A 13,823-nucleotide genomic window follows, 5' to 3' on the forward strand; every position below is an offset into this window, starting at 1 on the left:
GATATTCCGCCCTTGTTGGTGAATTAACACCAACATTTACTTTTGTTTACTATTAAAGCTATTCGATTTGTTCCGCAAGAGCAAATCGAATGACAAATAAAAACGTTCTCTATCTCTTTAGGATTAAAATCCTTTTTATCAAAACTTCCACTTGCCTTTCAGAACAAGTGGAAGAACATTAAGAAAAATACCTCTATCTTTAAGTCTTGTGTCCTAAAGTCTCCAATTACTACAAATTTTCCTCTAAAACAGCCGTTTTAACATTGTCGTCAGAATGCCTATCTATCAGCTTATTAATAGGGTCGATTCCTGCTTTTTTAGGCTTTTCTTTTACAATTATTTTAAAGGTGTTGTCTTTTTTAGATACTTTATATTTTTGGATATAAAGCAATTTGTCTTTACCATCTTTGTCTTCTCCATACACACCTACGTCAATCCAATCGTTCAGGGTAATAGGTTTTTCATTACCAGAACTATCTGCCCTGAATTTTTCTGAAATGGCTTTGATGCTTACTTCATAAGTTTTGTTTGGTAATACTTTGTAGGTCACTTTATCGGTTTTGTTCTCATACAAAGTAATGGTTTCAAACATATCATGAATGATGTATTTTAATGAATCTGGCGTTTCGGCTTTGAAATACTTTAGCAAATCCTGACTAGTAGGATAACGTTTGTATTTACCATCAGAACTTGGATATTTCCAATCTGCTAAGAAATCATGCAATGCTTTATTTACTTTATCTTCACCGATATAATCTTGTAAAGCAAACATCACTACTGACCCCTTGTTATAATGAATATATCCCTGACTTTCTACCAAGGCTAAGGGCTGCTCTTTTTTACTTTCTCTTGCACGTCCGCTCAGGTATTTATCCAATTCATATTTCAAGAACTTTTGCATTAATTCAGGTTTGATAGCGTGTTTCATCACCATTAAAGCTGAGTATTGCGCTTGTGTTTCTGAAAGCATCGCATTTCCCTTTACCTTCGCTTCGGCTACCTGATGTCCCCACCATTGGTGTCCTAATTCATGGGCAGTTACATAAAATGGCATATCCAAATCTTTTTCTGGGTCGTTGATTTTCTGGATAAAACCAATTCCTTCTGAAAATGGAACGGTATTGGCAAACGACTGAGCAAAAGAAGCATAGCGTGGAAACTCCATGATTCTCATTTGGCGATATTGATAAGGGGCAAAGTTTTTATCAAAATAGTCGAATGAAGCTTTCATAGAGGCCATCATTTTGTCAAGGTTATATTCATGCCCTTTGTTGTAGTAAATTTCTAAGTCTACATTCTTCCATTTATCATGCTTAATCTGATAATCAGCAGAGATAATAGAATAGAAATTAACCATCGGCACATCCATTTTATAATGGAAATACTTGCGGTTTTGCTTCTCCCAAGTTTTTTGTAAGTAACCAGGAGCAATAGCCGTTTGGTCTTTACTTGTGCCTATTACCATTTCAAAACGGATATAGTCTGAATCATCACCAAACAAACTTTGTGAAAGTCCGATTGGATTATTCTGTTCCATCATGCGTTCTTTTTCAGGCAATTTGTATTTTTTACGAGTATCGTCATCACCTATTTCAAAGCCATCACTATAGCCCAAAGAAGGCAAATAGCCATTATTGAAAAAAGTACCGTTATAGACGATATCAGTATTAGAGCCTTTGGCAACAAAACCTTTTGTTTCATAGATAGTTTTAAAGCTCATCTTAACAGAATCGCCAGAAGCCAACGGTTTATTTAATTGATAAATAGTGAATCCAAAATCATCGTAGGTCTTTTTAATTTTTGCACCTCCTTCAAATTTTAAATATTCAATTTTCATGTTATGCTGAATATCATTTTGGATATAAATATCATTCAGGGTTTTAGCTGTTTTATTTTTTAACCAAAAATAACCTTCGGCAGTAAAATCACGCTTTTCAGGATAAATCTCAACGTTTAAATTAACATCTACAATACGAGGTTGAGGAGCATTGTCAAATGGCTTTTTCAAGGTTTTTTCATAATCTGCCTGTATTTTATCTTGATCTTCCTTGGTAACATACTTATTCAATTTGTTGGTATTATAATATATATACGCCCCCGTGGCAACGAAGGTTATCAGTACCGTGATACCAAAAGTAAGTACAGGTTTACTTAAACGAAGCTTGCCAATTTTCAAACGTGTTTGCATCAAAACCTCTGTTCCTCTTACACTTAACAAAACGGATAGGATAAAAAGTATGCCCACAAAAGCCAGCCAGTAGAGTTTCATCCATGAAAATGACGATACAAAATGCCCGTATTTATTCATATCAGAATAGCTTCCTAAACTACCACTATTGAATGAAAACAGAGGGTGTTCGATACCAGCGCCACTCATAAACAAGTTGATGATAAAGAAAACAAACATCAGGGCAAAACCAACTAGTTTGTTATTGGCAATGGTTTGAATAAAGAAAGAGAGTAAAGTAAAGGCAGTCAGAAAGATTAACTCGTCGGTAAATAGGGTTTCGAAATAGAGTGACAATTCAAAATTGAAATAGCCATGTGCTACTTGAACACATACCCCGAAGAAAACTAAGCAGAACAGCAAACCTATATAGATGACAATTAAGCCTAAAAATTTTGAAAATAGTCCCACCCAATCTGGCACGGGTAATGCATCTATAATTAAATTAATATTCACTGTTCTTTCACGCCAGATTAACTCGCCTGAGTAAAAAACAACGATGATTAAAAAGAACAAATCGAACTCCCCTAAAAAGCCTAATACATTGGCTGTAATAGGGTAGGAGCTTGTTCCGTACATTTCACCGAAATAAAATGAGTTGATGGTTAAATCTGTAAACCCAACAAAAACGATAGCAATGAATGGGATTTCTTTAACAACCATTTTCGCATAAAAAATTGATTGCTCCCATAGCTGAATAAGATTCGCTGAAAAATTAGTGAATTGATGTACCACTGGAATCAATACGTTTTCTGGTTTAATAGTCAATGGTGTTTCTTTTACTACTTTCTTTTTCTTGAGCCATGAAGACGTAACCACATTGAAACTAAAAGCATAATAGGTAATGACTAATATAAGTACCCCGATACTGCACCAAAGTACACGATTCCATAGCATCATGCCTTCCAGAGGAATCAACAGATTATTTTTCTGAGCGGGTGTCCAATATTGTGTATAAATCTGGAAAGTCCTTACCGCAAATGGGTCAATTAATGATGCGAGGTCTTTGTTCTCCAAATCTTGGGTAATCGTACCCGTTATTTCATACAAGACAAATAGAATAATACCTTGTGTATAAATTACCAAGGGCTTTCTGCTCAATGTTCCTGCGGCAAAATAGATGGTAGCTTGAATGAAAAGATTGGTGATACCATAAAAGATAAATGGCTGAAAATAATGCCAAATATCAAATGGATGCATTACTTTTTCCTTCCAAGATGGGTCCCAAGGTAAAAATTTACCAATTGAAAAACCTAGCATAAAGGCCATCCAAATAGATGAATATATCAGCACCATCACAAAGAATGAACCCCAGAATCTACCCATCAAATAATCAAATTTAGACATGGTAGTGGTAAACATCAATGATTCGGTTTTGTGTTCAAAATCACGCAAAACTGCTACGCCCATCACTGCCGAACTGATAAAAGTTACGGCGAAAGTCATGATGATTGTCATGAATGATAAGGAGTATGGAGAATTGGCTTGTAATTGTCCACCAGCGGCACTCCCTATTGTTACATACTTTGACGTAGCAGCTGCGAAACACAACATGAATAATATCAAAAAATATAAATAAGTAGCTGCTCTATTCTTTCGATAGCTAAATTCAAAACGTAAAATCTCTAAAAACATCGTATTATCGGTTTAGGCATTAGCAAAAATTTTCGTGAAATAAACATCTTCCAAATCTCCTTGAACAGCATCAAAAGAGCCGTCTGGATTGTTATCCGCTAAAACGTGTATCACCGGTGACCCTCCAATCAGTTTGTCGGAAATCAAGGTATAGTTTTTCTTGTATTCCTCTAATTCAACCTTTTGAATACGCTTACGCCATATTTTTCCTTCTATTTCTTTGATGGCATCAAACGGATTTCCTTTATAAAGTACTTGCCCTTTGTTGAATACCGCCATGTCCTGACACAACTCTTTTACATCGTCAACAATATGGGTAGAAAGTATCACAATGGTATTTTCGCCTAATTCCGATAGAAGATTTAAAAAACGGTTACGTTCGGCGGGGTCAAGTCCTGCGGTGGGTTCATCCACAATAATCAATTTAGGATTTGCTAGCAAGGCCTGAGCAATGCCAAAGCGTTGTTTCATACCACCTGAGTAACCACCCAAATTCTTTTTGCGTGCCTCCCAAAGATTGGTTTTTTGAAGTAATGATTCTACCAATTCTTTGCGTTCTTTGGCATTGGTAATGCCTTTTAATACGGCCAGATGGTTTAATAGCGTAATGGCATCTACTTTTGGATATACTCCAAATTCTTGTGGTAAATACCCCAATGTTTTACGTACTTCCTCTTTTTGTTTTAATACGTCAATATCGCCTAATGTTATTGTGCCTGTATCGGCTTCTTGGAGTGTTGCTATGGTTCGCATCAAAGACGATTTACCAGCTCCATTTGGGCCTAATAAACCAAACATGCCTTGATTGATTGTTAAATTTACGTTTTGGAGCGCTTGAACGCCGTTAGAATAGGTCTTATTCAGGTTTGTAATCGTTAGTTGCATAAAGTTTGAAGTTTATTTTTATACAAATTAACATTTTACCTTCATTTATTTTTTTAGAATGTGATGAAAACATTGAGGATTAGATAAATGGCAAAAAAAACAAAGCAACAGAAGCGAACCTCTATTGCTTTGCTTGCAACGAATATTTATTGAAAAATCCTATTTTGCTTTGGGTTGAAAAAAGTTCATCCCTAAATACAACAGAAATGAAAAAGTACAAATCCAAAGTCCGCAGGCTTCTCTGGCTAATTCTTGATTAATGGTTTTCATCGATAAGCCTCCACCTTCAGAGAAAAAACCTTCCCAAGAGGTCATTTGAAACCACGTATTTAATCCTGCTACAAAAGACATAATGGTTACGACTACTAGCAATTCAGGGTTGCTTTTGCCTTGATATGCTTTTAATGAACAATAGGCAGCCACTAAGTAAATCGGAATCCAAAGTACAGGGTCAGGGTCGTTATATTGCCAGCCTGCAAACAATAAGAAAATCATGGTAAAAACTATGCCGAGGTATTTCATTTTTTTGAGTTATGATTTGTGAGTGATGAGTTTTTTGAGTTTCGAGTGCTGAGTGAAGAGTTTTGAGTTAATAAATGTGCTTGCCTAGTATAGCTTGCCTGCAAGTACTTAAATCTCATTGCTTAATACTCAAAGCTTATAGCTAAATTATAGCTTACAGCTAAAAAATTATTTGCAAAACGTCTCAATCGCCTGTTTAGCATCAGTATAACCCAAACGGCTTGCCATTTTAAAACTCAAACAACTGTCATCTGAGTTCCCTCGTTTTTGTTGAACTACGCCCAAACCATAATATGCTTTGGCAAATTTATTGTCGGCTTTTACCGCATTCGTAAAATCTTCTAAAGATTTATCTAATTCACCCAATTGGAAGTAGATATTCCCACGATTATACAATGCATTGGTTTCCTTTGGGTCTAGCTGAATAGCTTTATCGAAATCTACAATGGCTTCTTCTGTTTTATGTAAAGCTGCTAAAATAATACCTCTCTTTACATACAATTCGGCAGTATCTGGCTGTATGAAAATGGCTTTGCTACAATCTTCAAAAGCTCCATCCCAATCCGACTTTTCCATTTTTACTGAAGCCCTATTAAAGTAGGGTTGATAATTGTTGGGGTCTAGTTTAATGGCTTGTTCGTAATCTAGTAAGGCTGTCGTAAAATCTTTCAATTCAAAATTGGCAGCACCACGCATGTTAAAAGCTTTGGCATTGGCAGGGTCTTTGTCGATAGCCTGATTCAAGTATTCTATGGCTTCTCTTGGCTTACCTTGTTTCAATTGTTCTTTCGCTTTTTCTAAAAAAGCATCTGCTGACCCCGTACAATTCACTAAAAAAAAGCAAAAAGAGGCTAAAAAGAGAAAAAATGTAAATTTTTTTAAAATATTTTTTAGTGTCATAATGTTGAGTTAATTAACTGTAAATCAAAAGGTCATCCTATAAATCAGTCAAGGTTGACTAGATTTTATCAGAAAACTTTCCTCAAAGTTGCGGTGAAGGTTTTGAAAAAACAACTAAACCTGCCATCTTTGTGACGGCAAATTACCAGCTCCCTCCGAATCCCCCAGGTCTTGACCGAAGCAAGGGTAGGCAGGTTGTAGCGGTGAATTTGCCTTTTTTTGTTTTATGTCCATCCAATTCTCTTCAACAATCTTCATATTAAATATCTTTTAAAATAGTAAAGCAAAAACAACTGTTCTATACTGTTATAATTTTTATTAAATAATTCTCTGCATTCTCAAATGCTTTTCCTAATTTTGTGACAAGTATTAATGATAGATTGAAGACGGCGTAATTCCATTTGAAATATCCTTTCCATTTTCATATAGCGTTAAATTAACATAATTCTCAAAAAACATATCAACATGAAATTTTTTATTGACACAGCCAATCTCAAAGAAATCCAAGAAGCTCAGGATTTAGGTGTATTAGACGGAGTAACTACCAACCCATCTTTAATGGCAAAAGAAGGAATCAGCGGTAAAAACAACGTTCTAAAGCATTATAAAGCAATTTGTGATATTGTGGAAGGTGATGTTTCTGCGGAAGTAATTGCAACTGATTTTGAAGGAATGGTTCGTGAGGGAGAAGAATTAGCAGAATTAGACGAGAAAATCGTAGTGAAAATTCCGATTACTAAAGACGGCGTAAAAGCACTTAAATATTTCTCAGAAAAAGGAATTAAAACAAACTGTACATTGATTTTCTCTGCTGGTCAAGCGTTATTGGCAGCCAAAGCAGGAGCTTCTTATGTTTCTCCATTTATTGGTCGTTTAGATGATATTTCATTTGATGGTATCCAATTAATTGAGCAAATCCGTACAATTTATGATAACTATGGTTTTGATACTGAAATCTTAGCGGCATCTGTACGTAATCCAATACATATTATCAGATGTGCTGAAATCGGTGCTGATGTAATGACTGGTCCGCTTTCTGCGATGTTAGCATTATTAAACCACCCATTAACTGATAGTGGTTTAGCAAAATTCTTAGCTGACCATGCTAAGACTAATGCTTAGTAGCTATAGGTTATAAGCTTTGAGCCTTGAGCAATGAGTTTTTTAGCTTTCGGATGTCAGCCTTCGGCTATCGGTATTATAAATAACAATAAAAAAGCTCTTCAAACACTAAAGTTTGAAGAGCTTTTTTATTTGGGCTTTCGAACATTGGCTTTCGGTCTTCAGCTTTCGGATATCAGCAATCAGCTTTTAAAAATGAAGATCACAAAGGCTGACAGCTGAAATCCGAAAGCTCATTGCTCAAAGCTCACATCTCAAAGCAAAAAAAGATATCCGAAATCTGAAAGCAAAAAAGCTCATTGCTCAAGGCTCACATCTCAAAGCTGAAAAAACTAATTTATCGGTACTAACACTTTTATACTCATATTTCTGCCCATGTTATAAACCCCACGATTACCTGTAGTCTGATTAACGTCTAAATATTTCAATCTACTTTGATGGCTCTGATAAGCATTATCCAGTAGGTTATTAATATTTAGATAGATAGCGAACAAGGCTTTCTTTTTTTGATTGGTAACGGTGGCACCCGTGCCAATATTAATAAGAGAATAAGCAGGTGTTTTTGTTTCAGTATTATAAGCCAACAGTGCATTGTTTTGCTGTTGATTATGTTCTAATTCTACAGAGAAGTAAGCACCTCTTAAATGTTTTCCCCAATTATTTTTAGTTAATTTAATGTTACTTAGCCATCTTGGCGGAGGCATAAAAGGCAGGTATTTAGCAGAATCGGTTTTTGCTGAAAGGTTTACCCCATTCACAGAAGAGTAGCTTTGGGTAATACTAAACCATCGTGCTGAGGCAGGGTTATAAGTAACCACAGCTTCCATGCCCAATAGACGAGCGTTGCCTTGCTGATAACGAAAAACAGGCACGCCATTGATCATAGAATCTTTTCCTGTAATATTCTGAACACGCTCTGAAAAGGTATAATGATTGATGCGATTACTGAACAGATTAACATCAATGTATAGCGAACTATTTTCAAAAGTAAGTCCTAAATCATTTTGCAAGGATACTTCCGACTGTTGATTGATATTGCCGATTTCATAGCGAAAAGTACCTGCGTGTTCGCCATTTGAGGATATTTCGGGTACAGAGGGTGCTCTGAAACCACGAGCAATATTAGTTTTTACCGATAATAAATCGTTGATTTTGTAAACAGCACCAAAGCTTCCTGTGGCGTTTTGAAATGTCTTGTTAAAACCTGCAAAACGTTCAGTAGTATTAGCAGAAGGTTTGGTTTGAAATTTTCCTTCTGTATCAATATATAGTTTATGAATATCCAACTGGCGGAGGTCAAACCTGAGACCTCCACTGATGAATAATCTGTTGATTTTCTTTTTTGCAAAAGCAAATACACCATTATCTAACAAATTAAAATCAGGATACAATGTTTCATTTCCACGATTGTTCATCGTTTGAGCCATTCCATTAGTACCAATCGTGATTTCAAGATTGTTTTTCTCTGCCAGATTAAACCTAGCATCATAATAAAGTGTCTGCAAGAAAAAATATAAATCAGCCTCAAAAGGTTTCAGTACATTACCATATTCTTGTCGGTGATTCTGAGAATAAGCCAAGTTTAAGCTGAAAGTATTTCTCCCCAACATTAGATAATTGTTCCAAGATACTTTGTAGTTAATTAATGACTGCGAATTGGAGGGATTGATAGCAGGATTTTTTAATTCTTCTTCCGATACTCTTTCGGTTGTTGCTTTCCCGTTGATTAATACCTGCTTAGTAAAGTATCCTTGGGCATCTCTCATGCCATCAATGATATTAATGTCTTGTCCAAACTTTGAAAAATAAATCCTCGAAAAGCCCCATTTCTTATTCAATCCTATCATACCAGAATAATCAAGCTCTCTGAATTTAGAGCCATATACCAATCCATCATAAGGATTCTGATAATTCCCTGCATTTTTATTGCTCAATCGTCCCGTCCAGACCAAACCATTTTTATTTCCACCCAGATTCACAGAAAATCCGTGCAAGCCGTTATTTGTTTGATAATTATATAAAACACTTCCATTAATTTTTTCTGATTCAGTTGGAGTAGGTGAAATCACAGAAATAACCCCACCTAAACCATCAGAACCATACATTAATGACCCTGCTCCACGAATGATTTCGTATCGTTCTATTGAAAACTCATCAATATGTAAGCTGTGTTCTTCGCCCCACTGGTTGTCTTCTTGACGAACGCCATCATGTACCGTGATTACTCTATTGAAACCCAATCCACGAATAATGGGCTTTGATAGGGTAGGCCCTGTCATAATTTGTGATACCCCAGGCAATTTTACAATGGCATCCACCAAGTTGGTTGAAGTACTTTGTAGCCATTGAGCCCTAGAAAGTGCAGCAATGGGTACTGGACTTTCTTTGACCAATGTTTTTATGCCTGCGCCTGTCACTACTACTTCTTCTAATGATGTAGCAGCATTTTCCATGACAAAGTTCTGATTAATCGTATGCTGGATTTTTATTTTTTGAGTAATGGTCTTTAATGAAATATAACTTACTTGAATTGTAAAATCGCCCTTCGGTAAGTTTTTGATTTGATAAAAGCCATTTACGTCAGAATTCGTCCCTGTTCTTAATTCGGGAATATAAATGTTCGCACCAATGACTGCTTCGTCGCTTTCGCCGATGGTTACTTTCCCTGAAATTACATTTTGACTGTATGTCTTGGTGAAAACAAAACTAGCCATCATTAAATAAAATATCGGTTTGGAGATATTTTTCATTTTGTGTTTCTAATTAATAATTTAGATTAGTCTAAAAATTATTCAAATATAAAGCATAAAAATTAATTAGCTAATGTAAAATAATAAAAATGTTGATAATTTCTGAAAAATAGTAAAGTAACTGACTTGTAAATCAGGTGATTAATGTTTGGCAAAATTTATGGTTGATAAATAAGATACTAGTAGAAGTATTTGAAAACGACATACACCAAGCTGTGAAATAGCTAAGGGATGTTGATTATACGATGTCAGGAGATGTTTGTGAGTGGAAGATTATCGTAAATAAGGAGACTAACACACAAAAAAATAGTTAAGTGTTATTATTTTGTCAGTATATTTGAAAAAATAACATAGCAAGCAAAAAATGTTTACATCAGAACCCGTAATTGTCATTGAGAGTGCATTTGTATATCAAAACGAACGCATAGTTTTAAGCGACGTTAACTTTAGTATCAACAAAGGAGAGTTTGTTTTTTTGATAGGAAGAACAGGAAGTGGAAAAAGTTCTTTGCTAAAAACATTATATGCTGATCTTTGGCTACAACAAGGTAAAGCCAAAGTGGCAGGGTTTATTATTGAAAAATTAAAGTTAGCCGACCGCCCTTTTCTTAGGCGAAAAATTGGGGTTGTATTTCAGGATTTCCAATTGTTTATGGATAGAAATGTTCAGGAAAACTTAATGTGGGTTTTGGAGGCAACAGGCTGGAGTGATAGTGCAAAAATGAAAGCAAGAGTTGCTGAAGTATTAATGCAAGTAGGTATGTCAACGTCTCGTGATAAAATGCCACACCAACTTTCGGGAGGGGAACAACAACGAGTAGTAATAGCCCGCGCTTTATTGAACGAACCGCAAATACTTTTTGCAGATGAGCCAACAGGAAACCTAGACCCTGAAGTTTCGGGACAAATCCTAGAGCTTTTTCATGAAATTAACAAAGCTGGCACCGCTATTTTAATGGCAACACATGACTTTGATATGATACGCAAGTTCCCTGCGAGAATCTTGAAATGTGAAAACGGACAAGTAAAAGAGCAATAGCAAGGAACGATTGGGAGAAAATAATAATGTTTTACCTTGAAGTACCATTTTTTTTAACACACTTAATATCTCAACCTATGAAAAAATTATTTTTATGTTTCACATTTCTATGTTTCTCCAGTAATATTTTTGCTCAATTTAGTAAAAAACACGAGCCTTTTGCCCATACTTTTTCTATTGTAGCCCGTGATAGTAAAACGGGCGAGATGGCCATTGGGGTACAAAGCCACTGGTTTAGCGTTGGTACTGCCGTTTCGTGGGGACAGGCAGGCGTTGGAGTGATTGCTACACAGAGTTTTGTCAATAAATCATTTGGAATAAGAGGATTGGCACTGTTAAAAAGTGGGAAAACGGCACAAGAAGCTTTGGATATTCTTTTGTCAAATGATGGAGGGAAAGACGTTCGTCAGGTAGGAATCGTTGATGCCAAAGGTAATGTAGCCGTACATACTGGTAAAAGTTGTGTAGATTTTGCGGGGCATATTAAAGGAACTAATTATTCTGTTCAGAGTAATATGATGCTTAATAATAAAGTACCATCGGCTATGTCGAAAGCTTTTCAAGATAATTGGAGGTTACCTTTGGCTGAAAGAGTATTGAAAGCATTGGAAGCTGGACAAGCAGTAGGAGGGGACATCAGAGGAAAACAATCGGCGGCTTTATTAGTTGTGAAGGGTACTTCTACTAACAAACCGTGGGATGAAGACCATCTGGTAGATTTAAGAGTAGATGACCACCAGTCTCCCTTAATAGAACTTGCCAGACTGCTAAAAATTAGGAGAGCATACGACCACATGGATGCTGGCGATTTAGCCACAGAAACCAGCAATATGAAAAAAGCCATGGAGGAATATAGCGCTGCCATGAAGCTTTTGCCCAATAATATCGAAATGCAATATTGGACAGCCATTACAATGGCCAACAATAAGAGCATCATCAAGGCATCTGAAATGCTTCAGAAAATATATGCTAAAGAACCTAATTGGCGAGAAATGACAAAGCGATTACCCAAAGTAGGTATATTAAAGGTGTCGGACTTGGATTTGAAAGAATTAACTAAATAAGTTTATTTAACTAAAATTAACACAAAATACAGCAATAAAAAGGCTGTATTTTACATTTTAAAAAGTACAGTACGGATTGTAGTACTTGAAAACAATCAATTTTATTATGCAATATTCAATTCTGTGGGCAGACGACGAAATCGATTTGCTTAAACCATATATTATGTTTTTGACCCAAAAAGGGTATGATGTTACACCTGTAAATTCTGGCGCGGATGCTTTAGAGGAGGTAGAAAAAAAGAAATTTGATGTAGTATTTCTCGACGAAAATATGCCCGGTATGACTGGCCTAGAGGTACTTCCAAAAATAAAGCAATTGAAGCCTAATTTGCCGGTTGTGATGATTACTAAGTCGGAAGAGGAGGATATTATGGAAGAGGCAATTGGTTCTAAAATTGCTGATTATTTAATTAAACCATTGAATCCTAATCAGATACTACTTTCTGTAAAGAAAATTTTAGATAAAAAACGCCTTGAAGAAGAGAAAACCAATTTGTCTTATCAGCAAGAGTTCCGTCAGTTAGCGATGCGCTATCAAGACAGAATGGATCATGCAGAATGGGCAGATGTTTATAAGAAATTGCTTTTCTGGGAATTGGAAATCGACAGGACTGAAAACAAATCGATGGCAGAGGTAATGAACATGCAGAAGTCGGAAGCTAATGCTAATTTCTCAAGATTTATTACCGATAACTATGAGCATTGGTTGAATGAACCCAAAGGAAATAATCCTATTCTTTCACATCAATTGATGAGGAAAAAGGTTTTCCCATTGCTCAGAGAAGACTCTCCTCTTTTCTTTGTGTTGATAGATAACTTGCGTTTTGACCAATGGAAGGTATTAGAAGGATTAATTCAAGATTATTTTTCGGTAGAAGAAGAATCAACATATTACTCTATTTTACCCACCACTACAGCTTATGCCAGAAACGCTATTTTCTCTGGTTTGATGCCATCTGAAATAGAAAAACAATATCCTAAACATTGGGTACAAGATATTGGGGATAACGAAGATGAAGAAGGGTTCAATCAGCACGAAGAATTTTTCTTCCAAGAACAAATTCGTAAGAGTAGAATGCCTTTTGCTGTAAAGTCATCTTATCACAAAATCATTCACAACAACCAAGGGAAAAGTTTGGTTGAAAATTTCTCAAAGCTACTTCAGAATCATTTGAATGTAGTAGTTTACAACTTTGTAGATATGTTGTCGCATGCGAGAACTGACATGGCAATGATTAAAGAACTGGCACCAGATGAGTCAGGATATAGAAGTTTGACGGCAAGTTGGTTTACCCATTCTCCTTTGTTTGATTTATTAAAGAAAATCTCTGATAAAAAAGGAAGATTAATCATCACAACTGACCACGGGATGATTAGGGTACAAAATCCAGTGAAGATTGTTGGCGACCGTTCTGTTAATACAAACTTACGTTATAAACAAGGTAGAAACTTAAACTGGGACGATGAAAACCATCTGTTGGTTTGTAGAAAACCAGAGCGTTTTTTCTTGCCAAAAGTAAATGTGTCTACAACGTATGTGTTTACTAAAGAAGATTATTTCTTCGCCTACCCGAACAATTACAATCATTACGTAAGTCATTATAGGAATACCTTTCAACATGGAGGAATATCATTAGAAGAATGTATTATTCCATTTGTGTATCTGACGGCAAAGTAAG

The 13,823-nt window shown here is 35.8% G+C and carries 10 protein-coding genes; 5 read left to right on the forward strand and 5 right to left on the reverse strand.

Annotated elements, in window-relative coordinates:
* Positions 1-229: 229 nt before the first annotated feature.
* From VB264_RS03365 to VB264_RS03380, 4 genes are all read right to left on the reverse strand, one after another.
* Positions 230-3,862, reverse strand: coding sequence for a M1 family aminopeptidase (locus VB264_RS03365; RefSeq protein WP_323246760.1), 3,633 nt, complete (start codon positions 3,860-3,862; stop codon positions 230-232).
* 12 nt (positions 3,863-3,874) lie between these two features.
* Positions 3,875-4,747, reverse strand: a complete 873-nt coding sequence (locus VB264_RS03370; RefSeq protein WP_323246762.1) for an ABC transporter ATP-binding protein — start codon at positions 4,745-4,747, stop codon at positions 3,875-3,877.
* A gap of 159 nt (positions 4,748-4,906) precedes the next feature.
* Positions 4,907-5,269 carry a transmembrane 220 family protein gene (locus VB264_RS03375; RefSeq protein ID WP_323246764.1) on the reverse strand — a complete coding sequence of 121 codons (363 nt, stop codon included), beginning with the start codon at positions 5,267-5,269 and terminating at the stop codon, positions 4,907-4,909.
* 168 nt (positions 5,270-5,437) lie between these two features.
* Positions 5,438-6,169 (reverse strand): tetratricopeptide repeat protein, encoded by a 732-nt coding sequence (locus tag VB264_RS03380; RefSeq protein WP_323246765.1) that lies wholly within the window; start codon positions 6,167-6,169, stop codon positions 5,438-5,440.
* A gap of 465 nt (positions 6,170-6,634) precedes the next feature.
* Here VB264_RS03380 and fsa point away from each other — a divergent pair, with 465 nt between their 5' ends.
* Both fsa and VB264_RS03390 read left to right on the forward strand, forming a co-directional pair.
* Positions 6,635-7,291, forward strand: a complete 657-nt coding sequence (fsa, locus tag VB264_RS03385) for a fructose-6-phosphate aldolase (RefSeq protein ID WP_323246766.1) — start codon at positions 6,635-6,637, stop codon at positions 7,289-7,291.
* Between the two features lie 33 nt (positions 7,292-7,324).
* The gene (locus VB264_RS03390; RefSeq protein ID WP_323246768.1) at positions 7,325-7,513 is read left to right on the forward strand and encodes a hypothetical protein; all 189 of its coding nucleotides are present in this window, start codon (positions 7,325-7,327) and stop codon (positions 7,511-7,513) included.
* Positions 7,514-7,623: 110 nt separating this feature from the next.
* On the opposite strand, the gene VB264_RS03395 is transcribed toward VB264_RS03390, so the two are convergent.
* Positions 7,624-10,041, reverse strand: a complete 2,418-nt coding sequence (locus tag VB264_RS03395) for a TonB-dependent receptor (RefSeq protein ID WP_323246769.1) — start codon at positions 10,039-10,041, stop codon at positions 7,624-7,626.
* A 364-nt stretch (positions 10,042-10,405) separates the two neighbouring features.
* Between VB264_RS03395 and VB264_RS03400 the strand changes: the two genes are divergently transcribed.
* From VB264_RS03400 to porX, 3 genes are all read left to right on the forward strand, one after another.
* Entirely contained in the window at positions 10,406-11,080 is a 675-nt protein-coding gene (locus VB264_RS03400) for a cell division ATP-binding protein FtsE (protein WP_323246771.1), read from the forward strand.
* 77 nt (positions 11,081-11,157) lie between these two features.
* The gene (locus VB264_RS03405; protein WP_323246773.1) at positions 11,158-12,144 is read left to right on the forward strand and encodes a DUF1028 domain-containing protein; all 987 of its coding nucleotides are present in this window, start codon (positions 11,158-11,160) and stop codon (positions 12,142-12,144) included.
* A gap of 106 nt (positions 12,145-12,250) precedes the next feature.
* Positions 12,251-13,822: a T9SS response regulator signal transducer PorX gene (gene porX / locus VB264_RS03410; RefSeq protein WP_323246774.1), complete on the forward strand. Its 1,572-nt coding sequence runs from the start codon at positions 12,251-12,253 to the stop codon at positions 13,820-13,822.
* Position 13,823: the final 1 nt, after the last annotated feature.

It is taken from the genome of Arcicella aquatica (genome assembly GCF_034928825.1).
Taxonomy (GTDB): domain Bacteria; phylum Bacteroidota; class Bacteroidia; order Cytophagales; family Spirosomataceae; genus Arcicella; species Arcicella aquatica.